The sequence below is a fragment of the Actinospineispora acaciae DSM 45401 genome (genome assembly GCF_000620785.1).
GTDB lineage: Bacteria > Actinomycetota > Actinomycetes > Mycobacteriales > Pseudonocardiaceae > Pseudonocardia > Pseudonocardia acaciae.
Window position 1 is genome coordinate 444,760 of sequence record NZ_JIAI01000005.1, and the last position, 23,910, is coordinate 468,669.

29 protein-coding genes and 3 tRNA genes are annotated in these 23,910 nt (G+C 71.4%); 21 read left to right on the forward strand and 11 right to left on the reverse strand.

Annotated features, from left to right (window positions below):
- Positions 1-24: 24 nt before the first annotated feature.
- Positions 25-1,527 carry a WS/DGAT/MGAT family O-acyltransferase gene (locus N912_RS0125170; RefSeq protein WP_156993971.1) on the forward strand — a complete coding sequence of 501 codons (1,503 nt, stop codon included), beginning with the start codon at positions 25-27 and terminating at the stop codon, positions 1,525-1,527.
- On the opposite strand, the gene N912_RS0125175 is transcribed toward N912_RS0125170, so the two are convergent.
- Positions 1,493-2,311 (reverse strand): serine hydrolase domain-containing protein, encoded by an 819-nt coding sequence (locus tag N912_RS0125175; RefSeq protein WP_028924573.1) that lies wholly within the window; start codon positions 2,309-2,311, stop codon positions 1,493-1,495. The two genes, N912_RS0125170 and N912_RS0125175, sit on opposite strands and share 35 nt — an antisense overlap.
- A gap of 49 nt (positions 2,312-2,360) precedes the next feature.
- Here N912_RS0125175 and N912_RS0125180 point away from each other — a divergent pair, with 49 nt between their 5' ends.
- Both N912_RS0125180 and N912_RS0125185 read left to right on the forward strand, forming a co-directional pair.
- On the forward strand, positions 2,361-2,750 hold the full coding sequence (locus N912_RS0125180) for a cupin domain-containing protein (RefSeq protein WP_028924574.1): 390 nt from the start codon (positions 2,361-2,363) through the stop codon (positions 2,748-2,750).
- A gap of 51 nt (positions 2,751-2,801) precedes the next feature.
- Positions 2,802-3,593: a DUF72 domain-containing protein gene (locus N912_RS0125185; protein ID WP_245645413.1), complete on the forward strand. Its 792-nt coding sequence runs from the start codon at positions 2,802-2,804 to the stop codon at positions 3,591-3,593.
- Here the strand turns inward: N912_RS0125185 and N912_RS0125190 are convergent.
- The gene (locus N912_RS0125190) at positions 3,571-4,764 is read right to left on the reverse strand and encodes an MFS transporter (RefSeq protein ID WP_028924576.1); all 1,194 of its coding nucleotides are present in this window, start codon (positions 4,762-4,764) and stop codon (positions 3,571-3,573) included. The two genes, N912_RS0125185 and N912_RS0125190, sit on opposite strands and share 23 nt — an antisense overlap.
- Positions 4,765-4,867: 103 nt before the next feature.
- On the opposite strand from N912_RS0125190, the gene N912_RS54495 reads away from it, so the two are divergent.
- Positions 4,868-6,379 (forward strand): M20/M25/M40 family metallo-hydrolase, encoded by a 1,512-nt coding sequence (locus N912_RS54495; protein ID WP_051580738.1) that lies wholly within the window; start codon positions 4,868-4,870, stop codon positions 6,377-6,379.
- A 56-nt stretch (positions 6,380-6,435) separates the two neighbouring features.
- Here the strand turns inward: N912_RS54495 and N912_RS0125200 are convergent, their stop codons facing one another.
- The gene (locus N912_RS0125200; protein ID WP_028924577.1) at positions 6,436-6,630 is read right to left on the reverse strand and encodes a ferredoxin; all 195 of its coding nucleotides are present in this window, start codon (positions 6,628-6,630) and stop codon (positions 6,436-6,438) included.
- Positions 6,631-6,726: 96 nt separating this feature from the next.
- On the opposite strand from N912_RS0125200, the gene N912_RS0125205 reads away from it, so the two are divergent.
- Positions 6,727-7,509, forward strand: coding sequence for a hypothetical protein (locus tag N912_RS0125205; protein WP_156993972.1), 783 nt, complete (start codon positions 6,727-6,729; stop codon positions 7,507-7,509).
- A gap of 4 nt (positions 7,510-7,513) precedes the next feature.
- On the opposite strand, the gene N912_RS0125210 is transcribed toward N912_RS0125205, so the two are convergent.
- A complete protein-coding gene (locus N912_RS0125210) occupies positions 7,514-9,412 on the reverse strand; it encodes a propionyl-CoA synthetase (RefSeq protein WP_028924579.1) in 1,899 nt (632 codons plus the stop codon).
- Positions 9,413-9,630: 218 nt separating this feature from the next.
- On the opposite strand from N912_RS0125210, the gene N912_RS0125215 reads away from it, so the two are divergent.
- Entirely contained in the window at positions 9,631-10,491 is an 861-nt protein-coding gene (locus N912_RS0125215) for an alpha/beta fold hydrolase (RefSeq protein ID WP_037066333.1), read from the forward strand.
- A 22-nt stretch (positions 10,492-10,513) separates the two neighbouring features.
- On the opposite strand, the gene N912_RS60680 is transcribed toward N912_RS0125215, so the two are convergent.
- Both N912_RS60680 and N912_RS0125225 read right to left on the reverse strand, forming a co-directional pair.
- Positions 10,514-11,284, reverse strand: a complete 771-nt coding sequence (locus N912_RS60680; RefSeq protein ID WP_156993975.1) for a hypothetical protein — start codon at positions 11,282-11,284, stop codon at positions 10,514-10,516.
- 90 nt (positions 11,285-11,374) lie between these two features.
- The gene (locus N912_RS0125225; RefSeq protein ID WP_028924581.1) at positions 11,375-11,596 is read right to left on the reverse strand and encodes a heavy-metal-associated domain-containing protein; all 222 of its coding nucleotides are present in this window, start codon (positions 11,594-11,596) and stop codon (positions 11,375-11,377) included.
- Between the two features lie 442 nt (positions 11,597-12,038).
- Here N912_RS0125225 and N912_RS0125230 point away from each other — a divergent pair, with 442 nt between their 5' ends.
- Positions 12,039-12,284 (forward strand): hypothetical protein, encoded by a 246-nt coding sequence (locus tag N912_RS0125230; RefSeq protein ID WP_156993977.1) that lies wholly within the window; start codon positions 12,039-12,041, stop codon positions 12,282-12,284.
- A 107-nt stretch (positions 12,285-12,391) separates the two neighbouring features.
- Positions 12,392-12,464 (forward strand) — tRNA-Glu (locus tag N912_RS0125235).
- Positions 12,465-12,677: 213 nt separating this feature from the next.
- Here the strand turns inward: N912_RS0125235 and N912_RS63735 are convergent.
- Complete coding sequence (locus tag N912_RS63735; protein WP_156993979.1) at positions 12,678-13,172, reverse strand: hypothetical protein; 495 nt, start codon at positions 13,170-13,172, stop codon at positions 12,678-12,680.
- A 723-nt stretch (positions 13,173-13,895) separates the two neighbouring features.
- On the opposite strand from N912_RS63735, the gene N912_RS0125245 reads away from it, so the two are divergent.
- Both N912_RS0125245 and N912_RS0125250 read left to right on the forward strand, forming a co-directional pair.
- A complete protein-coding gene (locus N912_RS0125245) occupies positions 13,896-14,066 on the forward strand; it encodes a hypothetical protein (RefSeq protein WP_156993980.1) in 171 nt (56 codons plus the stop codon).
- A gap of 39 nt (positions 14,067-14,105) precedes the next feature.
- Positions 14,106-14,738, forward strand: coding sequence for a TetR/AcrR family transcriptional regulator (locus tag N912_RS0125250; RefSeq protein ID WP_211261376.1), 633 nt, complete (start codon positions 14,106-14,108; stop codon positions 14,736-14,738).
- Here N912_RS0125250 and N912_RS0125255 read toward each other — a convergent pair whose 3' ends face one another.
- Positions 14,739-15,446 (reverse strand): TetR/AcrR family transcriptional regulator, encoded by a 708-nt coding sequence (locus N912_RS0125255; protein ID WP_028924586.1) that lies wholly within the window; start codon positions 15,444-15,446, stop codon positions 14,739-14,741.
- Positions 15,447-15,530: 84 nt separating this feature from the next.
- On the opposite strand from N912_RS0125255, the gene N912_RS0125260 reads away from it, so the two are divergent.
- The 8 genes from N912_RS0125260 to N912_RS0125295 all read left to right on the forward strand — a co-directional run bounded on the left by N912_RS0125260 (position 15,531) and on the right by N912_RS0125295 (position 20,020).
- A tRNA-Asp gene (locus N912_RS0125260) sits at positions 15,531-15,604 on the forward strand.
- 38 nt (positions 15,605-15,642) lie between these two features.
- Positions 15,643-15,716: transfer RNA gene (locus N912_RS0125265), tRNA-Phe, on the forward strand.
- 107 nt (positions 15,717-15,823) lie between these two features.
- Positions 15,824-16,558: a TetR/AcrR family transcriptional regulator gene (locus tag N912_RS54505; RefSeq protein WP_051580740.1), complete on the forward strand. Its 735-nt coding sequence runs from the start codon at positions 15,824-15,826 to the stop codon at positions 16,556-16,558.
- Positions 16,559-16,741: 183 nt separating this feature from the next.
- On the forward strand, positions 16,742-17,542 hold the full coding sequence (locus N912_RS0125275) for an ABC transporter substrate-binding protein (RefSeq protein ID WP_211261377.1): 801 nt from the start codon (positions 16,742-16,744) through the stop codon (positions 17,540-17,542).
- 10 nt (positions 17,543-17,552) lie between these two features.
- Positions 17,553-18,371: an amino acid ABC transporter permease gene (locus tag N912_RS54510; protein ID WP_051580742.1), complete on the forward strand. Its 819-nt coding sequence runs from the start codon at positions 17,553-17,555 to the stop codon at positions 18,369-18,371.
- A complete protein-coding gene (locus N912_RS0125285; protein ID WP_037066336.1) occupies positions 18,371-19,150 on the forward strand; it encodes an amino acid ABC transporter ATP-binding protein in 780 nt (259 codons plus the stop codon). The genes N912_RS54510 and N912_RS0125285 overlap by 1 nt, the downstream gene beginning before the upstream one ends.
- 69 nt (positions 19,151-19,219) lie before the next feature.
- Positions 19,220-19,561 carry a winged helix-turn-helix transcriptional regulator gene (locus N912_RS0125290; RefSeq protein WP_084211209.1) on the forward strand — a complete coding sequence of 114 codons (342 nt, stop codon included), beginning with the start codon at positions 19,220-19,222 and terminating at the stop codon, positions 19,559-19,561.
- Between the two features lie 51 nt (positions 19,562-19,612).
- Positions 19,613-20,020 (forward strand): PPOX class F420-dependent oxidoreductase, encoded by a 408-nt coding sequence (locus N912_RS0125295; RefSeq protein WP_028924590.1) that lies wholly within the window; start codon positions 19,613-19,615, stop codon positions 20,018-20,020.
- Between the two features lie 4 nt (positions 20,021-20,024).
- On the opposite strand, the gene N912_RS0125300 is transcribed toward N912_RS0125295, so the two are convergent.
- Genes N912_RS0125300 through N912_RS0125310 form a run of 3 tightly spaced genes read right to left on the reverse strand, consistent with a single transcriptional unit; the run spans position 20,025 to position 21,608 of the window.
- Complete coding sequence (locus N912_RS0125300; RefSeq protein ID WP_051580744.1) at positions 20,025-20,588, reverse strand: TetR/AcrR family transcriptional regulator; 564 nt, start codon at positions 20,586-20,588, stop codon at positions 20,025-20,027.
- Between the two features lie 22 nt (positions 20,589-20,610).
- The gene (locus N912_RS0125305; protein WP_028924592.1) at positions 20,611-20,940 is read right to left on the reverse strand and encodes a DMT family transporter; all 330 of its coding nucleotides are present in this window, start codon (positions 20,938-20,940) and stop codon (positions 20,611-20,613) included.
- Positions 20,937-21,608, reverse strand: coding sequence for an FMN-dependent NADH-azoreductase (locus N912_RS0125310; RefSeq protein ID WP_028924593.1), 672 nt, complete (start codon positions 21,606-21,608; stop codon positions 20,937-20,939). Before N912_RS0125310 ends, N912_RS0125305 begins: the two co-directional genes overlap by 4 nt.
- Before the next feature lie 166 nt (positions 21,609-21,774).
- On the opposite strand from N912_RS0125310, the gene N912_RS0125315 reads away from it, so the two are divergent.
- Genes N912_RS0125315 through N912_RS0125325 form a run of 3 tightly spaced genes read left to right on the forward strand, consistent with a single transcriptional unit; the run spans position 21,775 to position 23,898 of the window.
- Positions 21,775-22,512, forward strand: a complete 738-nt coding sequence (locus N912_RS0125315) for a 2OG-Fe(II) oxygenase (protein WP_051580745.1) — start codon at positions 21,775-21,777, stop codon at positions 22,510-22,512.
- A 32-nt stretch (positions 22,513-22,544) separates the two neighbouring features.
- Entirely contained in the window at positions 22,545-23,549 is a 1,005-nt protein-coding gene (locus tag N912_RS0125320) for a pirin family protein (protein ID WP_028924595.1), read from the forward strand.
- 25 nt (positions 23,550-23,574) lie between these two features.
- Positions 23,575-23,898 carry a GNAT family N-acetyltransferase gene (locus N912_RS0125325; RefSeq protein WP_028924596.1) on the forward strand — a complete coding sequence of 108 codons (324 nt, stop codon included), beginning with the start codon at positions 23,575-23,577 and terminating at the stop codon, positions 23,896-23,898.
- Positions 23,899-23,910: the final 12 nt, after the last annotated feature.

The window sequence follows — 23,910 nt, forward strand, 5'->3', positions numbered from 1 at the left end:
CGGGAACTCCGTGCGCGGCGCGGAATGGACCGGGTTGAGTTAGTGTGCGGTGTGCGCCAGCTCACAAGCCTTGATGCCCAGTTTTTAGCCCTGGAGAGCCCGCGCCAGTCCGGCCACGTCGGCATGTTGATGTTGCTCGATCCGTCCACCGCACCCGGTGGCGAGCTCACCCTGGACGCCTTCCAGCGGGTGATCGCCCAGCGGCTGGTGCTGGTGCCGCCGCTGCGGTGGCGGCTGGTCGAGGTGCCGCTCGGGCTGGACCACGGCTACTGGCTCGACGACCCGGACTTCGACCTGGACTTCCACGTCCGCGAGCTGGCGCTGCCCACGCCGGGCTCCGACGACATGCTGGCCGAGCAGGTGGCCCGGATCGTGGCCCGCCCGCTGGACCGGGCCCGGCCGCTGTGGGAGATCTACCTGCTGCACGGCGTGCACGGCGACAAGATCGGCGTGCTCACCAAGATCCACCACGCGCTCATCGACGGCCTGTCCGGCGCGGAGATCCTGGGCGCGCTGCTGGACCTGACGCCGGAGATCCGCCAGGTCGAGCCGGACGACGGCGTGCACGGCGACCGGATGCCGGGGACGGTCGAGCTGCTCGGGCGCGGGCTGGTCGGGCTGGCCGGCTACCCGCTGCGGGTGGCCCGCGCGCTGCCCACCGCGCTGCCGCACCTGGAGGAGATCCGCCAGCTCGGCCCGGTGCCGGGGGTGCGCGCGCTGGGCCGGCTGGCCGGGCTGGTGCGGCGCGGGTTCGGCGGCGGGCCGGTGGTGCGCGGGTTCGGCGGGCTGGAGGCGCCGCGCACGCCGTTCAGCGAGCCGCTGTCACCGCACCGCAGGTTCGGGTTCGGCGGGCTGTCGCTGGCGGACGTCAAGGCGGTCAAGCGGGCGCACAAGGGCGGCGTGACGGTCAACGACGTGATCGTCTCGCTGTGCGCGGGCGCGGTGCGGCGCTGGCTGGTGGCGCACGACGCGCTGCCCGACCGGCCGCTGGTGGCCGGCATCCCGATCTCGGTGCGGACCCCGGAGCAGGCCGGCACCTACGGCAACCAGATCCACATGCTGACCGCGCCGCTGCTCACCGACGTGGCCGACCCGGTGCGCCGGCTGCGCGCCACCCACGACGCACTGGCCGCGATGAAGGAGACCCAGCGCGGCATGCCGGCCGCGCTGCTCTCCGACGTCAGCCACTTCATCCCGCCCGCGATGTTCTCCCGCGCCGCGCAGCTCAGCTTCGCGCTGTCCACCGGCTGGGGCGGGCGGCCGGCGTGGAACCTGGTGGTGTCCAACGTGCCGGGCCCGCAGTTCCCGATGTACATGGCCGGCGCGAAGGTGCTGGCCACCTACCCGGTGTCGGTGATCACCGACGGGATGGGCCTGAACATCACGGTGATGAGCTACTGCGGCTCGGTGGACGTCGGCATCGTGGCCGACCGCGACCAGGTCTCCGACGTGCAGACCATCGTCGAGCACCTGCGCGAGGAGCTGGCCGTCCTCACGAGCGCAGCTCCGCAAGCACCGCGTCGGTGAACGTCGGCCAGGCCGCCGCCGCCCACTCGCCGAACGGCTTGTCGGTCAGCGCCACGCACGCGCAGCCGGCGGCCGGGTCGACCCAGAGGAACGTGCCGGACTGGCCGAAGTGCCCGAACGTGCGCGGCGAGCTGGTCCGCCCGGTCCAGTGCGGGTCCTTGCCGTCGCGCAGCTCGAAGCCGAGGCCCCAGTCGTTGGGCCGCTGGCGCCCGAACCCGGGCAGCACGCCGTCCAGCCCGGGGAACGCCGCCCGCCCGGTGGCCTCGGCCAGGGTGGCCGGGTCGATCAGCCGGGGCGCCTGCAGCTCGGCGGCGAACCGCACCAGGTCGGCGCAGGTGGACACCGCGCCGGCGCCCGCGCTGCCGTCCAGCCGGGAGTCGCGCATGCCCAGCGGGGTGAAGACGGCCTCGGTGAGGTAGTCCGCGAAGGTCATGCCGGCGGCCTTGGACACGGCGTCGGCGAGCACGGAGAAACCGGTGTTGGAGTAGATCCGGCGTTCGCCCGGCCGCGCCTGCACCATGTCGCTGTCGAACGCCAGGCCGGACGCGTGCGCGATCAGGTGCCGGATGGTCGAGTCCGGCGGCCCGGCCGGGTCGTCCCACTCGACGGCGCCCTCCTCGACGGCGATGAGCACGGCGTACGCGGTGAGGAGCTTGGTCACGGACGCGAGCTTGAACGGTCTGTCCTGGGGGCCGTGGCCGCCGAGGACCGTGCCGTCGGCGTTCACCACCGCCACCGCGACGTGCTCGGCCGGCCACTGGGTCACCATCCGCACGCTGTCCACGCCAGGAACGTACAAGACGGCGTCCTCGGCGGGGGCGCACGCTGGGGCCGTGATTTCCGAACCGGTCAACATCGACGCCGCCCTCGCCACGTTCACCGAGGTCTACAGCGCGCGCATCCTTTCGAAGATCAACGACTACCACGTCAAGATCGCCCGGGTGGAGGGCGAGCACGTCTGGCACGCGCACGACACCACCGACGAGTTCTTCCTGGTCGTCTCCGGGGACTTCACGGTGTCCGTGCGGGAGGCGTCCGGCGTGGTGCGCGACGTCGTCCTCGGCGCCGGCGACACGTTCGTCGTACCCAAGGGCGTCGAACACAAGCCGTCCTCCACCGGGGGCGTGATCCTCATGTTCGAGCCGATCGGCACGTCCAGCACCGGCGACCGCCACGACGCCGTGCCCGCCCACGTCGACAGCACAACGGGCCACTCGCTCTAGGCTTTCCGGATCGGCGACGAGCACGAAGTCAGGGTCGGGACGTCAGGGTGGGTGTACCCGCCGTGGCGCGGCGTGTTCTACCCGGAGAAGCTGGCGCAGCGCCGCGAGCTGGAGTACCTGTCCCGGCGGCTGCGCACCGTGGAGATCAACGGCTCGTTCTACGCGCTGCAGCGGCCGAGCAGCTACCAGGCGTGGTACGCGCAGACGCCCGACGACTTCGTGTTCGCGGTCAAGGGATCGCGGTTCATCACGCACATGAAGCGGCTGCGCGCCCCGGACACGCTGCTGGCGAACTTCTTCGCCTCCGGCGTGCTCGCGCTGGGCGACAAGCTCGGGCCGGTGCTCTGGCAGCTGCCGCCGACGTTCCAGTACGACCCGGACACCCTCGCGGCGTTCTTCGACCAGCTTCCCAGGGACACCGAGGCCGCCGCGAAGCTCGCCGGCCAGCACGACGAACGCCTCGAAGGCAGGGCCTGGACCACCACCGACGCCAACCGTCCGCTGCGGTACGCGCTGGAGGTCCGCCACGCCAGCTTCCAGCGCGACGACTTCCCGGAGCTGCTGGCCGAGCACGACATCGCGCTGGTGACCGCCGACTCGGCCGGCACCTGGCCCTACTTCGAGCAACCCACCAGCCGCACCGTCTACCTGCGCCTGCACGGCGACGCCGAGCTGTACACCAGCGGCTACACCGACGCCGCTCTCCAAGCCTGGGCCGAGAAGATCAACAACTGGCGAGCCGCCGAGCACGACGTGTTCGTCTACTTCGACAACGACGTCAAGGTCCGCGCCCCCGCCGACGCCATGGCCCTGACCCACCTCACGAGCGCCGCAGCCGGGTGACCGAGGGGTGCGCCATCAGCAGCCGCCGCCCGATCAGCATGGTGACCGCCGCGCCCACCATCGCGCCCGCGCCGACCAACCAGGCCAGCGGGTAGGAGCGCGCGGCCACCACGCCGAACACCAGCGGCCCGAGGCAGCCGCCGCAGTACACCCCGGCCTGCGTGATCGAGGTGGCCGCCGCCGGCGCCAGCGGGTTCAACCGCACCACCGCAAAGTTCAGCACCCCCGGCCATGACCAGCCGAGCCCGAAGCCCACCACCGTCCCGATCACCAGCGTCCACATCCCCGGCAGCGCCAGCAGCGCCAGCCCGCCCGCGCCGATCGCCAGCGTCGCCGCCACCACCAGGATGTGCTGACGCCCCCGCCGGTCGGCCAGCCAGCCGCCGCCCAGCCGCGCGCCCACCCCGACCAGGCTGCCCGCGGTCAGCACCAGCCCGGCGGTCCCCGCGCCGATGCCCTGCGCCACCGCCGAGCTGACCAGGAAGATGCCCAGCGCGCTGGCCGACCCGGCGGCAAGGGTGGCCCCGAGCGCCAGCACCACCAGCGCCCCGGTGGCCCGCTCGGTGCGCGGGTCGGAGCCGCCCTTCGGCCGGACCGGCGGGCGTGGCCCGCGCGGCGCCAGCGGGAGCGCGAGCAGCGCAAGGCAGGCGATCACCACGAACGCCCACCGCCAGCCCACCGGCAGCGCGATCGTCGGGATGGTCGCGCCGGCGAGCAGGGTGGCGATCGGGATCGCCGACTGCTTGACCCCGAACGAGAGCCCCTGCCGGTGCTTGGGGACCTGGCGGGCCAGCGAGAGGTTGGACGAGAGCTGTCCCAGCGAGTTCCCCGCCGCGCCCACCATCATGATCACCAGCAGGCTGAGGTACGAGCGGGCCAGGCCGGCGATGGACAGCATGGACGCCGCCGCGAGCAGCACCCCGGCCCGGCTGGTCAGCTTGTCGCCGTAGCGTTCCACCAACCAGCCGGCCGGGATCGAGCACAGCGCGCCGGCGGCGAAGTACAGCGCCACCACCACGCCGAGGCCGGCCGGCGAGAACCCCAGCTCGTGGCTGATCTGCACGGCCAACCCGCCGACCAGGAACACCGGGATCACCGATGCCGTCGTGGTGGCCACCGCGCCGAACGCCGCCTTCACCGCGGCCTTGCGTTCCGCGTCCCCGGTGACCATTGATTCAGCCTGCGACGCGCGCTGACCGCTCGCAACAGGTCGTGTCCAGTCTCGCATCCGGGTACCGTCCTTGATCAGGCGAGCAGACCCTCGGGGGGCGGCGATGGAGCGGATCTCGCGGCGGACGGCGATGCGCATCGGGGGGACGGCGGGGCTGGCCGCGCTGACGGCAGCCTGTTCGGCCGCGCCGTCGGCCCCGCCCCGGCCGAAGATCGACCCGTTCGACCTGGACCCGGTGGAGCTGACCAAGAAGATGGTCAGGTTCGACACCTCGCACAACGGCGAGGGCGGGCGGACCCTGCCGCACGCCCAGATGCTCAGGGACATCTTCGACGCGGCCGGCGCCCGGACCGAGATCATCCCGACGCCGAAGCCGGACAACGCGCACTTCATCGCGCGCGTCCCCGGCGCCGGCCGGGCCCGGCCGCTGCTGTTCCTCGGCCACTCGGACGTCGTCTCGGTGGAGCGCGAACGCTGGAGCGTGGACCCCTACCGCGCGGACGTGGTGGACGGCTGGGTGTACGGGCGGGGCACCCTGGACATGAAGGGCACCAACGCGGCGTTCGTCAGCGCGCTGTTGAAGCACCTCGGCGAGGGCGCCCGGTTCGACAGGGACATCGTCTTCCTGTCCGACTGCGACGAGGAGGCCGGCCCGCACGGCACCTCCTGGCTGGCCAAGCAGGACTGGGCGAAGATCGACGCCGGCGCCGTGATCACCGAGGGCGGCTGGATCCTGACCAGGTCCGACGGCGTGACGCCGATGCTGGCCGCCGTCACCGTGATCGACAAGACGGCGGCCAACGTGGAGCTGACCGCGACCGGCACCACCACGCACTCGTCCAAGCCGATGCCCGACTCCGCGATCATCAGGCTGAACCGGGCCATCGGCCGGCTCGCGGACTACCAGCCCCCGGTGGCCATCACCCCGACCGCCCGCCCCTACTTCGAGGCGCTGGCCGCCGCCACCGACAACCCCCAGCTGGCCTCCGCCGTCCGGATCCTCCTCGGCGCCGGCGACCAGAACGAACGCAACCGCGCCGGCGACCTGGTCGTGCAGCTCAGCCCGTACCCCTGGCTGCACAACGCGCTGATGCGCCACACCATCACACAGGTCATTGAGCAGTCCGGGTACCGGACCAACGTCATGCCCGGCTCCGCCTCCGCGATCATGAACCTGCGCCTGATCCCCGGCGGCCCGTCCGTGGCCGGCACCCTGGACCAGATGCGCGCCACGCTGGGTGGCGACAACCAGCTCAAGCTCCAGCTCACCGCGCGCGGCCTCGGCCAGCAGACCCCCGAGCAGCTGCTCACCCAGTACGAAGGGCGCCTGACCAACACCCCGTCCGGCACCGACACCGACGTCTACCGCGCCCTGGAACAGGCCCTGAAGGACACCTATGCCGGCGTCCCCGTAACCCCCGGCCCGTTCGAGGCAGGCACCAGCTCCAGCCCATGGCGCGAACGAGGCATCCCCGTCTACGGCATCTACCCCTACCCCGTGGACAACGACACCATCGTCCGCATGCACGGCAACGACGAACGCGTCCGCGCCGACGCCCTCCACCACGCGCACGACCTCATGTACCGCGTCCTAGCGCCCCTCCGTACCCCATGACACCCCCAAAAGCGCCCGCGAGTCGGGATATTTGTCAGGGTGAGTCGGGGTTTCTGTCAGTCCTCGACGATGGAGATGGCCGCCTTCGGGCACATCTGGACGGCCTCTTCCACGTCCGCCCGCCGCGACTCGTCCGGGTGTTCGTTCAGGATGTACAGGAAGTTGTCGTCGCGTACCTCGAAGATGTCCGGGGCGACGCCCATGCACAGCGCGTTGCTCTCGCACCGATCAAAATCAACTACAACCTTCATGGCGGCCATCGTGCACCTGATCACGCCGCCGCAACAGCCAGCCAAGCCTAACCTGACCTGCGCAAACCGGTGGCACGCGCGTCACCAGGAGGAACGATGACCGACCCGTCCCAGCCCCGCTCGTCGGGCGCCCCGCCCGGCACTCCGGCCTGGCCGTCGGGCGGGCAGCCCTGGCAGCCGCCGCCCTATCCGTCGCACACACAGGCCGGTGCTCCGGCGTGGCCATCCGCGCCCAACGTGCCCGCGCCGCCGTACTCGCCGCCTCCCGGCCAGCCGACCCCACCCCCGTACGCGCCGAACTGGCCGCCCGCGCCACCTCCCGTCCCGCCCGACCCCACCCGCGGTCGACGGCTGCGCGTGGCCGGCCTGGTGTTGTTGATCGTCTCGATCGTCGGCGGGGTGTTCACGCTCGGGTTCGGCCTCTACCGGTCGTTCGGCTCGTTGACCGACCTGCAGCGGGTGCCGGCGGCCGTCGGCGGTCCGGTGACCCTCGACTCCTCGGGCGTCTACTCGATCTTCTACGAGCCGGCCCCCGGCGCCCTCACTCAGGACCCGAGCGGCCCCGTCACCGATCTGCCGGCCGTCCAGGTGATCGGTCCGGACGGCTCGGTGGCGACGGTGACGCCACCCGACGGCGAGTTCAGCTACTCCTTCAATGACCACTCCGGCCGCAAGATCGCCGAGCTGACCGCCGACCGGCCGGGCCGGTACCAGATCGAGCCGGTGAGCGCGTCTGCGCAGTCCGGCGAGCTCGCGGTGGGCGGCAACCTCGGCGGCTGGCTCGCCCTGGCCTTCGTCGGCCCGCTGGTGGCCGTCCTGATCTTCCTGACCGGCCTGGCGCTGCTCATCGTCGGCTTCGTCCGGCGCCGCGCCAGGTAAGGGCTCACCGGCCGCGCAGGATCGGGCGCAGCGCGTCCAGCACCGACGCGTCGTCGATGGTGGACGGGACGGGTTCGTCCCGGCCGCCGTTCGGGCCGTCCGCGATGCCCCGCATGGTCTTGCGCAGGATCTTGCCGGAGCGGGTCTTGGGCAGCGCCGGGACGACCGCCACCTCCTTGAACGAGGCCACCGCGCCGACCTGGTCGCGGACCATCCCGATCAGCTCGGCGGACAGCTCGGACTCGTCGGCGCTCACACCGGCCTTGAGTACCACGAACCCGCGCGGCACCTGGCCCTTCAACTGGTCCGCCACCCCGATCACCGCGCACTCCGCCACCGAAGGGTGCGAGGCGAGCACCTCCTCCATGGTGCCGGTGGACAGCCGGTGGCCGGCCACGTTGATCACGTCGTCGGTGCGGCCCATGACGAACACGTAGCCGTCCGCGTCGAGGTGACCGCCGTCGCCGGTCAGGTAGTAGCCGTCGAACGCGGACAGGTAGGACGCCACGAACCGCTGGTCGTCGTTCCACAGCGTGGGCAGCGAACCGGGCGGCATCGGCAGCTTGATCACGATGGCGCCGTCGGTGTCGGGCGCGGCCGGGGAGCCGGACGGCTCCAGCACCGCCACGTCCCAGCCGGGCACCGGCACCGTCGGCGACCCCGGCTTCACGGGCAGCGGCTCCAGCCCCATCAGGTTCGCCGCGATCGGCCAACCGGTCTCGGTCTGCCACCAGTGGTCGATCACCGGCACCCGGAGCAGGTCCTGCGCCCAGCGCAGCGTCTCCGGGTCGAGCCGCTCGCCGGCCAGGAACAGGTACTCGAACCCGGACAGGTCGTACGAACCGAGCAGCGCGCCCTTCGGGTCCTCCTTCTTGATCGCCCGGAACGCGGTGGGCGCGGTGAACATCGCCTTCACCCCGTGCTCGGCGATCACCCGCCAGAACTGGCCGGCGTCCGGCGTCCCGACCGGCTTGCCCTCGTACAGCACGGTGGTCGCCCCGGTGAGCAGTGGCGCGTACACGATGTAGGAGTGGCCGACCACCCAGCCCACGTCGGAGGCGGTGAACATGACCTCGCCCGGCCCGACGTCGTAGATGTTGGCCATGCTCCAGCGCAGCGCGACCGCGTGGCCGCCGTTGTCCCGCACCACGCCCTTGGGCTTCCCGGTCGTACCGGAGGTGTACAGGATGTACAGCGGGTCGGTGGCCGCCACCGGCACGCAGTCCGCCGGGGTGGCCTTGTCGAGCGCCGACGCCCAGTCCACGTCCCGCTCGCCCATCGCGGCCGGCGCCTGCGGGCGCTGCAGGATCACGCACCGCTCCGGCTTGTGGTTGGCCAGCTCGATCGCGCGGTCCAGCAGCGGTTTGTACTCGACGGTCCGTTTCACCTCGATGCCGCAGGACGCGGACACGATCACCTTCGGCGCGGCGTCGTCGATCCGCACCGCCAGCTCGGGCGCGGCGAACCCGCCGAACACCACCGAGTGCACGGCGCCGATCCGCGCGCAGGCCAGCATCGCGATGGCCGCCTCCGGCACCATCGGCATGTAGATGACCACCCGGTCGCCCTTGGTCACGCCGAGGCCGGCCAGCACGCCCGCGAACCGGGCCACCTCGTCGCGCAGCCCGGCGTAGCTGTAGCTCCGCCTGGTCCCGGTCACCGGGCTGTCGTAGATCAGCGCGGTCCGCTCGCCGTGGCCGGCCTCGACGTGCCGGTCCAGCGCGTTGTGGCAGGTGTTCAGCTCGCCGTCGGGGTACCACCGGTAGAAGGGCGGGTTGGACGAGTCGAGCGCGCGGGTCGGCGGCCGGTGCCAGTCGATGGCGCTCGCGGCGCCGTGCTCGAACCCCCAGAACCGCTCGGGATCGTCGATACTGGTGCGGAAGGCGTCCCGGTAGCCGCTCATCGATCTCTCCATCTGTGTCGAACCATCTGTCGAACTAGGTGCCCGCAATGACGAACCAGGATCCTCCGCCCGACGAGGACGACATCGGCGGCGACCCGGTCTGTTGGTTGGACAGAGTGTGCCCGGAATGCGGCAGGTTCGCCGCCTCCGAGCGCAAGCCGCGCACCTGTCCGGAATGCGGTGCCGAACTGTCGGTGTGAGCTTCTAGCGTCAACCTCATGACCGAGTTCGAGACCGGCGTGGCCGCCGTCAACGGCCTGCGCATGCACTACCTGCGGGCCGGCTCCGGCTCTCCCGTGGTCCTGCTGCACGGCTGGCCACAAACCAGCCACTGCTGGCGCAAGATCATCCCAGCGCTGGCCGAGGAGCACACGGTGATCGCGCCCGACCTGCGCGGGTACGGCCGCACCGACAAGCCGGCCTCCGGCTACGACAAGCGCACCATGGCCTCCGACGTGGCCGCGCTGGTCGAGTCGCTGGGGTTCGACCGGGTGGCGGTGGTCGGGCACGACAGGGGCGGCCGGGTCGCGCACCGCTGGGGGCTGGACCGCCCGGAGCAGGTGCGCCGGCTGGCCGTGCTGGACATCCTGCCGACCAGGGAGGTGTGGCGGCGCTGGGACGCCGAGCTGGGGCGGCGCTACTGGCACTGGATGTTCCACCTGCAGCCGGACCTCCCGGAGCGGCTGGCCGGCGCGGACGTGGCCGGCTACCTCGGGTACTTCTACGAGCGCTGGACGTACAACCGGCACGGGCTGGAGCCCGAGGCGGTCGCCGAGTACGTGCGGTCGTTCTCCGCCCCTGGCGCGCTGCGGGCCAGCTTCGACGACTACCGAGCCGCGTTCCCGGCCGACGCGGAGGCCGACGACGCGGACTACGCCGCCGGCCGCCGGCTCACCATGCCGGTGCTCGCGTCGTGGGGTGCCGCCGGGCTGTTCGGGTCGGCGCCCGCGCTCGAGGCGTGGCGCGACTACGCCGAGGACGTCCGAGGGGAGGGGATACCCGAGTGCGGACACTTCATCGCCGAAGAACGCCCTGACGAGCTGGTGGCGCTGCTCCGCCCGTTCCTGGCCGACGGCTGAGCGGCGGCTGAGCGCCGTCCGGTCAGAACTTCCTGCGGGTGAGCAGGCTCGTCACCGGCTCGGGGGCGCGGTGCCGGGGCCGGCGCGAGCGCTCCTCGGGCTTGGCGGCGTGCGCGGCCGAGCCGAACAGCGGGGTCACCGGCGCCTCCTCGTCGGGCCGGTCTCCGTCCGGCTCGGCATCCACCGAGGTGACCTCGCCGACCGGGATGAGCTGGTCGATCGGGGACAGCATCGGGGAGGTCGCGGGGCCGGGAGCGGGCGGCGCCTCCGGCCGGGCGTGTTGTGACGGCTGCGCATGGTGTGACGCGGGTGAGTGGAGGCCGCCGAGCGGGTCGTTCTGCAAGTCACCGTGGGTGTTGTCGCGGGTGTCGCCCCGGGTGTCGCTGTGCAGGCCGCCTCGGGTGTCGGCGTGGCCGCCGCCGAGGGGGTCGCGGTTCACCTCATTGTGCGCACCGCTGCGCACGGCGCCGTGACCGCCGCTGGGCTTGAGCGGGGGCGAGGCGTAGCCGGGGTCCTCACGGTCGAGGCGCTCGATCACCCAGTCGACGACGAGCGCGGTGGGCGCCACGCCACGGTCGGCGGCCAGTCGCTTGAGCTGTTCGATGCGTAGCGCGGGCAGCCGCACCTGGAACACCTGCGCGGAGCCGAAACGGCCGGTGAGCTCGGACGCCGAACCGTCGGCCTCGGGCGAAAGCGCGGCCAGGTAGGACTCCAGTTCGTCTTCGGGCATGAGGTCCGCCGGGTCGGACTCCACCGCCCGATGCCGTGAGGGGCGACGCTCGCGAAACACCATGACCGCAAACCTTAGGGGGGCCTACCTGCCTGTGCAGTGCGATACGCACAATACGCCCAAGATCATGCGATGAGGTGACGCCTGGGTGCGTCAGTCGGCCACGCCGTAGCCGGCTTCCACAACGGCGGCCGAGATCTCCGAAGCCCCCAGCTCACGGTCGCTCGTGATGGTGACAAAACCGCTACTGACCGTCACGTCAACCGAACGCACACCGCTCACCGCACTGAGCTCGTCGGTGACCGCTTGAGCGCAGTGCTCACAGCTCATCCCGATCACCGTCACCGTGGTGCGGTACGGAGCCTGCACGATCATGGGGCCTCCAGTCGCTGATGAAACTCGCCCGATCATCGTCCCGGCCGGGTTCGGGGCGGCCGCCGGGGTCCGCTACATCCGCATACCGGGATGGCACCGCCCGTCCGGTCGTCACCCGCTCGTGCGGCGCCGCCCGCGCACCCCGGCCCGGTCCTCGGCGCCGCGCTCCGCCCGTCGATGAGAAGCGCCCGGCGCCTCGGGCAGCGGGTATGTCGTTCGTCACGCCGCCGCACCGCCCGTTCGCCCCGTCCGCCGCCCCGCCGCCGGTACCCGATCGGGTGGTGTCGGAAGTGGGCTGAAGTGCTCACTTAGAGTGCATCAGCTCACCCGGGAAGGGGGGTGCGAGCCTCGCGGGTGGTAGGTAACGTGCAGGTCGCGGTGACGGGGGTGGCCGATTCGCTCGCGGGAGGCGATCGAGCCGAATGCCGACGGGGAGGCGCAAATGAGTGGTACTGGCAGGGTGCCCGGGCAGCCGACGGAGCAGCGGTTCGCCCGTGAGGTGCCGGCATCGGCGATTCCATCACAGCGGAACGCGGCGGACGCTTACCGCGTCAGCGAGGACCAGGTGCACCGGGCGCGGATCGTGGTCGCCCGCAACGCCGAGGACTCCGAGGACTGCCGTCGGCTGCTGGACATGCTCGGGCTGATCGCGTCCTCACCTGACCAACTTCCCCCGGTGCGGCGCTGACGGCGCCGGGATCGCCAGGGTCGGTTTGAGCGCGGCCCGGCACCTGGCATATGCTTCGACCGCTCCCAGCGGTCAGCCGTTGAGGGTCACGGTCCGGCAGGGCCTGGGTCCCCATCGTCTAGCGGCCTAGGACTCCGCCCTTTCAAGGCGGCAGCGCGGGTTCGAATCCCGTTGGGGGCACGATCGATTGGGCGAGGTGTGCTCGCGGGGAGCGCTCGCCTTTATCGATCGCCGTGTCTTCTGGGGGTGCAACCCCCAGACCCCGCCCGGCGGGCTTCGCCCCCGGACCCCCAAGTAGTGGGTTGAGTATGGCGGTCGCTGGCCGCCCGGAGAGGGCTCGGCTGGGCAATGCCGCCGGGGATTTGCGGCGGCATTGCCTCAGGTTGAAGGTGGTCAGACGGCTGCGCCGAGCATTGCCGCTAGGGGTGCCCAGGCGGTGGCTGCTTTGGCTACGTCGCCTACGGCCGAGGCGACCGAGCTGACGGCGCCGGCGCCGTCGTGGATCCACGAGGTCAGGACCTTGATCGGGTCGGTTTCTTCGGACTCCGAGGATCCGGGCGAGCCGGTGCTGGCCTGTTGTGACTTGGGCGTGCCGGACGAGACCGAGCTCGGTGTCTTCGGTTTGACGGGCAGGACGCACACCTGGGTGCCGTCGTCGGCGCCTGAGACGCATGCGTCTCCGCCGTCGGAGGATTGCCGGACGGGGGTGGACAGGGGCGTGCTGTGGGCGATGGTGTGCACGACGGGCGCGTTCGTGCTCGCCGGGTGCGCTTGGGCCGTTTCGGCGGGCGCCGGGGCTAGCATCGCACCCGCTACGGCCGCGAGCATCGCGCCGGCCACCAGTGTCGATGCCATGGCTGGGTGAATCCCGGTTTGAACTCGCTTCATGATCACTCCTTGGTCGAGGAACGCTGACTGCGCCAGGGCCTCGAGGCCCCCTCAGGAAAAGTGAAGAAGCGGCCGGCACTCCGGGGCATTCGGTGGCGCCCAGACCCGACCCGCTCGTGTACCCACGGTCACGTCACGCAGGTTCCAGACCCAGCCGTCGGCACTTGGTTCGGGCGCCAACGCGCGGGTTGCTGGCCCGGCCAGCGTACCCCGGAAAGGTCCAGCGCAATCGCTCCGGAGCGGCGATACGCCCGGGCGGTGTAACAGTGTTGTGGCGGGGGTCGTGCTGCTGTTACTGTAACGAATGAGGTAAGTCATTCTAGTGGTTACCGCGAGCTGGACGTCCGGGTAGGGGATCGGCGATGCGGCCGCGCCGGCCGGCGAGCATCGGCGATGGGTCGAGGAGCGGTGGTTGTGGGCATGAGCGCCACGGGCGAGCCGACCGACGTGCCGACGGTGTGCGCCCTTCCCGGGTGCACCAACCCGCTCGAGCAGGTTTCGTCGGGCCAGGCGCGGTTGTACTGCTGCGTCGCGCATCGCAAGATCGCCCGTAGGGCGCGCCGGAATCGGCCGGAGAGGCCGGCCGGCACGCGGTCGGCCCGGGGGCACAGGCGGCCGGATTCGCGCCGACCGGGCTCGGGGCGAGTTCGGGGCGGAGTGCGCGAGCGGACAGGCACGGCCGCCGGTCGCCGGCCGCGATCGTCGGCGGCTGGCGTGGCCGGCGTGGCTGGCGTGCTGGGCCTTGTGGCGGTCGGTGTGGTCGTGACCTGGTTCAACGGCGAGACCGGCCGGGTCGTCGTGCTGGCTGCGGTGGCCTTGCTCGCCGCGGTGTCCGTCGGCTGGATCGCTGTCAGGCGCCGAGGCCACCAGGTGCGCGGGCGCGCCACGCCCTGAGCCCGGACCGCCGCGCGCCGCTCGGAGGAGAATGTGGTCGTGGCGGCGGACGTCGGCGGACCCGAGGTGGACAACGACAAGGCTCGCGACGTCCTGGCGGCCGCGCGGGAGCTGTTCGGCCAGGTCGGCTACGCCAAGGCCGGCGTGCGTGAGATCGCCAGGCGGGCGAACGTGGCGGTCGGCACCGTCTACGCGCACTTTCCGTCGGGGAAGGTCGACGTTCTCGAAGCCGTCATGAGCGACCGGATGCGCAGCCTGGTCGCTCATGTGCTCGGCAGCCCGCTGGAGGACCCGGTCGAGCGGTTCCTCGACGCCACCCGGCGGTTGAACAGCGAGCTGGTCCGGGATCCGCTGCTGCGCAAGCTGCGCTCGGAGCAGGGCAGGATCCCGGAACCTCGGCTGCGGGAGCGCGGCCGCCAGATCGAGGACAGGTTCCATGCCATCGCCGTCGACCGGCTGCGCGAGATGGACGCCGCCGGCCTGATCCACTGCCCGGACCCGGAGGCCGTGGCGACCCTGCTGCGCGTCACCACGCGGGGCTGGCTGCAGGCCCGCGACGACGGCCGTGACCTGGTCGAGCACGACCGGATGCTGGAGATGCTGCTGGACGGCGTGCGCGCACTGATCAACTCCGGTGGTCGGGCGGCGGCACCCGCCGACCGAGGGCGGTGATCAGGTCGGCCGGCGGACGGTCACGAGCGCGCGGACGGCATCGAGCAGGGCCTGCAGCACCCGGTCGTGCGCGACCGGCTCGTGTCCGTCGTCGAGGTCACGCAGCCAGCCTCGGGTGGTCGCGCCCAGCAGATCGGCCACGGCCTCGGGGTCGCGGCAGTGGATCAGGCCGGCGGCGTCCATCTCGCGCAGCCAGCTGACCGCGACGTCACGGAACAACGCCTCGACGTCCCGGCCGCGCCGCTGCATGCGCGGCTCGGGAATCCCGCCTCGCTCGGACTGCATGCGACGCAGCAGCGGGTCGCGAACCCGCTCGCTGTTGAGCCGCCGGACGGCGTCGAAGAACTGGTCGACCGGGTCGGTCTCGGTGCCGCCCAGGACGTGGGCGACCAGGCGTTGCAAACGGTCGGCCAGCGCGGCGTCCAGGACGTCGCCCTTGCCCCGTGGAAAGTGTGCGTAGACGGTCCCGAGCGCCACGTTGGCCCGCTCCGCGATCTCCTGCACGCTCGTCTTGTGGTAGCCGGCCTGGCCGAACAGCTCCTGCGCGGCCGCCACGATGTCCCGAGGCTTGCCGTCGCCCGTCTCAGCCACGGTTCGGATCTCTACCACATCGCCGGCGTGCGGGTGGCCCTCGAAACCGGCCCCGAACGCCTGTTGGTGGCGGTAGGAGGCGGGTGCGGCGTCCGGGGAGGCGGGCGTTGCGGACACCCGACGCTCGGTCCGGCGCGGGTTAGTGTAGATTTTGTTGTCGAAGCAGGACGTACCTCCTCGGGAGGCGCGGACACATAGCAAGGCCCAGTGGCGCAGTTGGTTAGCGCGTCGCCCTGTCACGGCGAAGGTCGCGGGTTCGAGTCCCGTCTGGGTCGCTCGGTTCGGTGTTCGGCCGCACGGTCGGACCCACCCGGGCCAGGTAGCTCAGTTGGTACGAGCGACCGCCTGAAAAGCGGTAGGTCGGCGGTTCGACCCCGCCCCTGGCCACAATCTTTCACCAGCGGATACGGCTCCGAGTAGATCAACTCGGGCCGTCCTGCCCCGGGTCATAGCCGACGGCGTAGTCAATCTCGCTGACCAGGTACGATCGGCTCATGTCCACCCGCGAGAAGGGGGCGCCGAAGAAGCGTGGGCATCGGCTGCCGCGCAACTCGTTGAGCCCCGAGCTGATCGTGCGGGCGGCGTTCCGGGTGGCGGATGCCTCGGGGGTCGACGGGCTCACCTTCCAGACCCTCGGCGCCGAGCTGAACGCGCATCCGACGGCCATCTACCGCCACTTCCGCAACAAGGACGATCTTTTCCTGGCGCTCATCGACGCGCTGCACGCCGAGGCGCTGCGCGACCTACCGGCGCCGACCGAGGACTGGGCCGCGGACCTCATGCGGATCGCCGTGCATACCCACGAGGCGTTCCTGCGCCATCCCCGGCTCGGCGCGATGGCCGCCGCGCGCACGGCCCGCCGGGAGAACGAGTTCCGGTCGGTGGAGCTGAAGCTGGACTGCATGCGGCGCGCGGGCCTGACGGACGACGACGCGGCGCATTACTACCGGGTTTTCGCCGATCTCGTACTGGGCTACAGCGCCATGGATGCGAGCCTCGCGGCGTTGCCGAGCGACATCAGGGAAGCGGACTTCAGGTCCTGGACGGTCGACTACCTGGCGCTGTCCTCGGACGAGTATCCGAACATCGCCGCCGTCGGGCCTCGTTTCGTCGCGCTCGACGATCCGAGGAACTTTCGCACGGCGGTGCAGGCGATCATCGATGCGGTGCGCGCCAGGGTCGCGTCCTATTCGACGTCGACGCGTCCGGGCTCGGACGGGCAGGCCTGAGTCGGCGGAGGCCTTGACAGCCGGGGGCCGGCGTGGGTTGATTGCGTGAGTCAACGGCGTCGACTATCTCACTGACTTCTCACCGGGGTACTCCATCGATCAACTTCTCCGAGGACACCGATCATGCGCGTGCCATCCACGATTCGTCACCCCGGCCGGCTCGTCGCGGCCGTGCTCGGTTGTGTGGTCCTCGCCGGCTGCGGGAGCTCGCGGCCGGCCGAGCAGGTTCCGACCGGGCCGCCCAAGGTGCCCTCGGACGCCCTCATCTCCGCTCATGAGATCAAGTTCTGCTCGGACATCAGCGCGCCGCCGCTGACGTTCTACGACGCGACCCAGACGCCGACCGGCGCGGAGATCGACCTCGGTAGCGCGCTGGCGCAGGAGCTCAACCTCAAGCCGGTCTGGTCCAACACCTCGTTCGCCGGGATCATTCCCGCGCTCCAGGGTAGGCAGTGCGACGCGATTCTGTCCCAGCTCTACATCAAGCCCGAGCGGGAAAGGGTCGTCGACTTCGTGCCGTACATGTACGCCTCGAACACGCTGATGGTGAAGGTTGGCAATGACGCCGGGTTGACCGGGCTCGACTCGTTGTGCGGGCGGAAGGTCGCGAGCCAGACCGGGACGACCGTGTCGGTGTTCCTGCAGGACGCGACGGCGAAATGTGGCCAGTCCGGGCGGCCGCCCATCGACATCCGACAGTTCAACAAGGACAGCGAGGCGCTGCAGCAGTTGAGCCTCGGGCTGGTCGACGCGTACGGCACCACGCTGGAAACCGCGTCGTACGCGATGAGCCGGCAGCCCGGCGTTTACCACACCGCTGGAGAGCCATTCAACCGGATCCGGGTGGGAATGGCCACGCTCAAGTCCAACCAGGCGCTGCGCAATGCGCTCGCGTCCGCGCTCGGCGCCGTCCAGAAGAACGGCAAGTACGCCCAGATCCTCGAACGTTGGAACCTCTCCGGAGACAGTATCGGGGCACAATAGGAGACGGACGATGAGTCTTCATTACGCCGTCCCGAGCGACGTCTCCTTCGACCTCACGTTCTTCATCGACTCGTTGGCCCATCCGTCACAGGTGTTCCTGCAGGGACTGTGGCGGACGATCTACATCTCGGTCATCGCCCAGGCGCTGGGGGTGGCGCTCGGTTTCGTCATCGCGTTCGCCCGGCGCAGTCGTTTCCGGGCGCTGCGAGGCGCCGGCGGGACCTATGTCTGGCTGGTGCGGGGAACGCCGCTGCTGGTGCAGCTCGTGCTGGTGTTCAACGGCCTGGCCGCCACGAACATCTACCGGTTCACCGACGTCTCGATCGGGCAGTGGACGATCCTCGGCGTCGTCCAGGCCGCGATCCTCACGCTCGCCGCCAACGAGGCCGCGTACATGGCCGAGATCATCCGGTCCGCGCTGGACGCGATCGACTCCGGCCAGACCGAGGCGGCGAAGGCGCTCGGCATGACCCCGTACCTGACCATGCGGATAGTGTTGCTGCCGCAGGCGATCCGGATCATCGTGCCGCCGTTGGGTAACGAGTTCAACCTGATGATGAAATCGACCTCGCTGCTGTCCGTGATCGGGCTGCAGGAAATGTTCCTCACCGCCCAGTCCATAAACTCGGCGACCTTCAAGACGTTCGAGATATTCCTGGTGGCCGCCGCGTACTATTTGTTGCTCACCACCGTCTGGTCGTTCGTGCAACGGTGGATCGAGCGCGAGGTCGGCACGCCGCTCGGGCCGCGCCCGTCGCTGCGGGACCGTTTTGTCGGAAACGGGCTGCGCCGTTCGCCCCGGCAGCTCGTGGGCGGAGGTTCGCACTGATGGTCGCCCCCACTCGTCCGGAGCTGGTGCTTTCCGCCCGCGATGTGGTCAAGTCGTTCGGGTCGACACGCGTGCTCGACGGCGTCAGCCTGGACGTCCGCCGCGGCGAGGCGGTGGTCATCATCGGGCCTTCGGGTTCGGGCAAGACGACGTTCCTGCGCTGCGTCAACCACCTGGAGCCCATCGACGGCGGCCACATTCACGTCAACGGCCACCCGGTCGGATACCGAGAGGGCGCGAACGGTCCAGTCGAACGCACGCCACGGGCCATCGCGAAAAGCCGGCGCAGCATCGGGTTCGTATTCCAGAAGTTCAACCTGTTCCCGCATCTCACGGCGCTGGACAATGTCTCGGCGGCCCCGATCAGGGTTCTCGGAGTACCGAAACAGCAGGCCCGGGACGAGGCGCGGGCATTGCTGGACCGGGTAGGCCTGGCGAGCAAGGAGGCGGCGTATCCGGGCGCGCTGTCCGGCGGACAACAACAGCGGGTCGCCATCGCGCGGGCGCTGGCGATGAAACCGGCGCTGATGTTGTTCGACGAGCCGACCAGCGCGCTCGACCCGGAAATGGTCGGCGAGGTCATCGCGGTGATGAAGGAGCTCGCCGCCGACGGGATGACCATGCTCGTGGTGTCGCACGAGATGGGGTTCGCGCGGTCGGCGGCGGACCGGATGGTGATGTTCGACGAGGGCGCCATCGTCGAGCAGGGCACCCCGGCGGAGCTGATCGACAGCCCGAGCACGCAACGGACCAGGTCCTTCCTGTCCAGGCTGGCCTAGTGTGGCGGGTACCTGCCGGGAGGGGGTGCCGGGTTGGCCGAGGCGGCCTGGGACGAAGACCTGTGCACGATGCTGGACGTGCTGGACCGGATCAGCGGCAAATGGGCGGTCAGCATCCTGCTGCGGACCAGCTCGGGTCCGGTGCGGTTCACCGAGCTGGAGCGCTCGCTGCGCGGGATCAGCCGGCGGATGCTCACGCTGAACCTGCGCAACCTGGAGCGCGACGGGCTGATCGTGCGGACGGTGTATCCGACGGTGCCGCCCAAGGTGGAGTACACCGCCACCGAGATGGCCCGCGAGCTGTACGGGTCGCTGGCCGGGCTGACCTCGTGGGCGGTGCGGCACCGGGACACGGTCGCGGCCGCGCGCGAGGCCTACGACCAGCGCCGTCACATCGATGTTCCCCCGTGACAGCGATGTGCCCTCTTCCGCTTCGTCGCCGGACCGGCCGATGATCGCGGCATGACCGTGTCTTTGACGGCGGCGGCCCGCGAGCTGGTGGACGGCACGAACTTCGCCACCATCGCGACGCTGAACGCCGACGGAAGCCCGCACAACTCGGTGGTCTGGGTCGCGCGCGACGGCGACGCCGTGCTGTTCACCACCACGAAGGCCCGGCGCAAGGCGCGCAACCTGGCCGGTGACCCCCGGGTGAGCCTGTCCATCTACGCCGTGGACAACCCCTACAGCTACGTCGAGATCCGGGGCGTCGCGGAGGTCACCGAGGACGAGGACCTGTCGTTCCAGCGGGCGGTCTCGCACAAGTACACCGGCCAGGACCCGCCACCTGAGCCCGCCGACACCGTGCGCCTGACCGTCCGGATCACGCCGACGAAGGTCGTCGAGTTCGTGGCGGCGCCGCCCGGGTGACGGCTCACCCGAGCGTGCGCCGGGCGAGCTGGCCGAGCGCGGCGGTGATCCGCTCCGGGCTCAGGCCGGCCCGCTCGCGCTGGTACTGGTAGACCTCGGCGGCCAGCGGCGCGAGCAGCAGGTCGACCAGCGCGTCCGGGTCGTCGGCTTTTCCCGCCACGAGTGACCGCACGTGCGCCCGCCAGAAGCCGTACGAGCCGACCGACAGCCGCGCCGCGCCCGCGTCCGCGCCCAGCACCAGCGGCAGGTGCGCCTCCAGCAGCTCGACCATGGCGGCGTAGAACGCGGCCAGCCGCTCGGCCGCCGGCGCCCCGGGGCCGAGCGGCGGGGCACCGCTCATCAGCCGTTCCTGCAGCGCCCGCTCGTACTCGTCCAGCAGCGCCTCGGCGATCGAGCCGACGTCCGGGTAGCGGCGGTACAGGGTGGCCCGGCCCACCCCGGCCGCCCTGGCCACGTCGTCCATGGTGACCGTCCGAGGGTCGCGCGCCCGGAACAGCCCGGCGGCCGCCGCGAGCACCTTGGCCCGGTTGCGCGCGGCGTCGGCCCGCTCGGTGGTCGGCTGGGTCACCGGGACGATCGTAGACACGGCACTAGGCCGTCTCGGTCGTCGCGTGCGCCAGCACCACCCCGGTGATGATCAGGAGCACGGCGGCCAGCCTGGTCGCGGTGAGCTTGTCGTGGTGCACCGCCAGGCCGAGCAGCACCGCGCCGGCCGCGCCCATGCCGGTGAAGACCACGTACGCGGTGCTGATCGGGACGTCGCGGGCGGCCAGCGACAGCAGGTAGATCACGCCAAGGCACAGCGCCACGCACAGCACGCTCGGCCAGAACCGGGTGAGGCCCTCGGTCGGCGGGATGCTCTGCGCCCAGGCGATCTCGACCACGCCGGCGGCCAGCAGGTACAGCCAGCCGGCGGTCATCTCGCGGCCTCCGTCACCGTTTCCGCTTCCGCGCTGAGCCGGTCGACCTCGGCGATCGCGTCGGCGTGCGAGCGGGCGTGCGCGTCGGCCAGGTGCGACAGGGTCGGGTCGACGACGGTGTTGGTCAGCTCGGCGGCCACGAACGCCGCGTCGGTGACGCCGAAGTGGCCGGCGAAGAAGTGCCGCAGGTAGCGCTCCTGGTGCTCGACCTCGGCCCTCGGGGTACCCGGCAGGTACGACCCGCCGCGCGCGGCGATGACCACGAACCGGGTGCCGGCCAGCGACATCCTGGGGAAGGTCACCTGGTCGATCCACGCCTTGAGCGAGGCCGGGATGCTGAAGTTGTACATCGGCATCGTGATCAGGACGGTGTCGGCGGCGAGCAGCTCGTCGAGCAGCGGGCTGACGATCGCCCAGGCCGCGCGCTGCGTATCGGTACGCAGAGCCGACGGGTAGCGGGCCGGATCGGTGATGCCGGCGCGCAGCAGCTCGTCGCAGATCTCGGTCCAGGCCTCGGTGATGAACGGCACCGGGTCGGCGGCGAGGTCGCGGTGGGTGTACTCGGCGCCCGGGTGGGCGGCGCGCCAATTGCGGGCGAACCGGGCGCCCAGCTCGCGGGAGAACGAGCGTCGGCGGGCGCTGGCGTCTAGGTGGAGCAGGTGCTGCATCGGGGGTCCTCCGTTGTTGAGCGGTGTAAGCGGACATCGTGTCCGTTACTGCCTGGTCAACTGGACAGAGTGTCCGGTTATTCCGGAGGTGCAACCCGCCGGCGGTGTGCGGTGTTCGGCAGGGTGGGGTAGGGAACCCCATGCGCCTGGAGGAGAGGAGCAGCCGATGACCGCTTCGGTCGACGCCCGGGGCGTTGCGCACGCCGAGCTGCCGGGGCTTGCCGGGTTCGACTGGCCGGCGTTGGGCGCCGAGCTGGACGCCAACGGGGTGGCCGTCACGCCGCCGCTGCTGTCGCCGGAGCAGTGCGCCGACGTGATCGAGATGTTCGACGTCGACGAGCTGTTCCGGAGCACCATCGTGATGGCCCGGCACGCGTTCGGCGAGGGCAGCTACCGGTACTTCGCCAACCCGCTGCCGCCGCTGGTGCTCGAGCTGCGGGAACGGTTGTACCCGCCGCTGGCGCGGATCGCGAACCTGTGGGCGTCGCGGCTGGGCGAGCCCGGCTACCCCGAGCGGCTGGACGAGCTGCACGCCCGCTGCGCCGAGCTGGGCCAGCACCGGCCGACGCCGTTGGTGCTGCGCTACGGCCCCGGCGGCTACAACTGCCTGCACCAGGACCTGTACGGCGAGCTGGCGTTCCCGCTGCAGTTCCTGATCATGCTGAACACGCCCGACCAGGACTTCACCGGCGGCGAGAGCGTGTTCGTCGAGCAGCGGCCGCGCCAGCAGTCCCGCCCGATCGTGGTCCGCCCCGGGCTGGGGCAGGCGGTGATCTTCCCGGTCCGGCACCGCCCGGTCCCCGGCGCCCGTGGCTACCGCCGCGTCGCCCTACGCCACGGCGTCAGCGCCGTCCACTCCGGCCACCGCAACGTCCTCGGCATCATCTTCCACAACGCCCGCTGACGCCTGTGGCGCCCGCGCGGGAGAATGCGCGGGTGAGCAACCTGGAGCGGCGGCCGGTGGCGGTGGAGTGTGGCGGGCGGAGCGGGACGCCCGGGGAGCCGGTGTACGAGCGGGTGCCGGGGCGCGAGGTGATGCTGGGGGAGAGCACCAAGGTGCGGCGGCTGCTGCCCACGTTGGGGCGGCGGCTGGTCGGGGCCTGGTGCTTCCTCGATCATTACGGGCCGGACGACATCGCGGGCGCGCCCGGCATGCAGGTGCCGCCGCACCCGCACATCGGGCTGCAGACGGTGAGCTGGTTGCTCGACGGCGAGGTCCACCACCGCGACAGCCTGGGCAACGACGTCACCATTCGGCCGGGTCAGCTCGGGTTGATGACGGCCGGGCGGGCGATCGCGCACTCCGAGCAGTCGCCGCCGGTGCATCCCGCGCTGCTGCACGGCGCGCAGCTGTGGGTGGCGTTGCCCGGGCACGCGCGGGACGTGGCGCCCGCGTTCGAGCACCATGCCACGCTGCCCGTGCTCACCGACGGCGGGCTGCGCGCCACGGTGCTGCTCGGCGAGCTGGCCGGCGCCGTCTCCCCAGGGACCGTGCACAGCCCGCTGGTCGGGGCCGATCTCGAGCTGGAGGCCGGCGCGGACGCGCTGCTGCCGCTGGAGCCGGACTTCGAGTACGCGGTGATCGTCGCGTCCGGCAACGCGGGCGTCGACGGCGCGGGCGTCCGCACCGAGCCGGCCGGGGACGCCGAGGTGGCGGACGCACGGGTCGCGCCGGGCGAGCTGCTCTACCTCGGCACCGGGCGCACCGAGCTGCGGGTGCGCGCCCAGGACGCGGCCCGGTTGCTGCTGCTCGGCGGCGAGCCGTTCGCCGAGCGGATCGTGATGTGGTGGAACTTCGTGGCCGCCGACGGTGAGGCGGTCGCGGCCGCGCGCGAGGACTGGATGGCCGGCCGCCGCTTCGGCACCGTGGCCGGTGGCGACCCGCTGCCGGCGCCCGCGCTACCGCCCACCCCGTTGATCCCGCGCGGGCGCACCCGCTGAGGACGGCGGCGGGTTACCGTTCGGCATGGACGAGGCAGCCGAGCCCGAGGTTCTGGTCCGGGATGCACCCGACCGGTCTCGATTCGAGATCACCGTCGACGGCAAGCTGGCCGGTTTCTCCGAGTACCGGTCCCGGCCCGGGCGCATCGTGTTCACCCACACCGAGGTCGACGACGCCTACCAGGGCCGGGGCCTGGCCGGCCGGCTGGTTCGCGCCGCGCTGGACCGGGCGCGCCGGCTCGAGCTCGAGGTGACCCCGCTGTGCCCGTACGTGGCCAACTACATCCGCCGCCACCCCGAGTACCTGGACCTGGTCGACGAGCACCACCGCGGCCAGCTGAACCCGTGAGTGGCTAGGGCC

Excerpts from the sequence above, each read along its gene's own strand:
- N912_RS54505 (WP_051580740.1), top strand. The coding sequence starts at position 15,824 with ATGTCCACCCGCGAGAAGGGGGCGCCGAAGAAGCGTGGGCATCGGCTG.
- N912_RS0125190 (WP_028924576.1), bottom strand. The coding sequence starts at position 4,764 with ATGGTCACCGGGGACGCGGAACGCAAGGCCGCGGTGAAGGCGGCGTTC.
- N912_RS0125205 (WP_156993972.1), top strand. The coding sequence starts at position 6,727 with ATGACCGACCCGTCCCAGCCCCGCTCGTCGGGCGCCCCGCCCGGCACT.
- N912_RS0125310 (WP_028924593.1), bottom strand. The coding sequence starts at position 21,608 with ATGCAGCACCTGCTCCACCTAGACGCCAGCGCCCGCCGACGCTCGTTC.
- N912_RS0125170 (WP_156993971.1), top strand. The coding sequence starts at position 25 with ATGGACCGGGTTGAGTTAGTGTGCGGTGTGCGCCAGCTCACAAGCCTT.
- N912_RS63735 (WP_156993979.1), bottom strand. The coding sequence starts at position 13,172 with ATGAAGCGAGTTCAAACCGGGATTCACCCAGCCATGGCATCGACACTG.
- N912_RS0125325 (WP_028924596.1), top strand. The coding sequence starts at position 23,575 with ATGGACGAGGCAGCCGAGCCCGAGGTTCTGGTCCGGGATGCACCCGAC.
- N912_RS0125305 (WP_028924592.1), bottom strand. The coding sequence starts at position 20,940 with ATGACCGCCGGCTGGCTGTACCTGCTGGCCGCCGGCGTGGTCGAGATC.
- N912_RS0125225 (WP_028924581.1), bottom strand. The coding sequence starts at position 11,596 with ATGATCGTGCAGGCTCCGTACCGCACCACGGTGACGGTGATCGGGATG.
- N912_RS60680 (WP_156993975.1), bottom strand. The coding sequence starts at position 11,284 with ATGGTGTTTCGCGAGCGTCGCCCCTCACGGCATCGGGCGGTGGAGTCC.
- N912_RS0125290 (WP_084211209.1), top strand. The coding sequence starts at position 19,220 with ATGCTGGACGTGCTGGACCGGATCAGCGGCAAATGGGCGGTCAGCATC.
- N912_RS0125215 (WP_037066333.1), top strand. The coding sequence starts at position 9,631 with ATGACCGAGTTCGAGACCGGCGTGGCCGCCGTCAACGGCCTGCGCATG.
- N912_RS54495 (WP_051580738.1), top strand. The coding sequence starts at position 4,868 with ATGGAGCGGATCTCGCGGCGGACGGCGATGCGCATCGGGGGGACGGCG.
- N912_RS0125295 (WP_028924590.1), top strand. The coding sequence starts at position 19,613 with ATGACCGTGTCTTTGACGGCGGCGGCCCGCGAGCTGGTGGACGGCACG.
- N912_RS54510 (WP_051580742.1), top strand. The coding sequence starts at position 17,553 with ATGAGTCTTCATTACGCCGTCCCGAGCGACGTCTCCTTCGACCTCACG.
- N912_RS0125315 (WP_051580745.1), top strand. The coding sequence starts at position 21,775 with ATGACCGCTTCGGTCGACGCCCGGGGCGTTGCGCACGCCGAGCTGCCG.
- N912_RS0125210 (WP_028924579.1), bottom strand. The coding sequence starts at position 9,412 with ATGAGCGGCTACCGGGACGCCTTCCGCACCAGTATCGACGATCCCGAG.
- N912_RS0125285 (WP_037066336.1), top strand. The coding sequence starts at position 18,371 with ATGGTCGCCCCCACTCGTCCGGAGCTGGTGCTTTCCGCCCGCGATGTG.
- N912_RS0125230 (WP_156993977.1), top strand. The coding sequence starts at position 12,039 with ATGAGTGGTACTGGCAGGGTGCCCGGGCAGCCGACGGAGCAGCGGTTC.
- N912_RS0125200 (WP_028924577.1), bottom strand. The coding sequence starts at position 6,630 with ATGAAGGTTGTAGTTGATTTTGATCGGTGCGAGAGCAACGCGCTGTGC.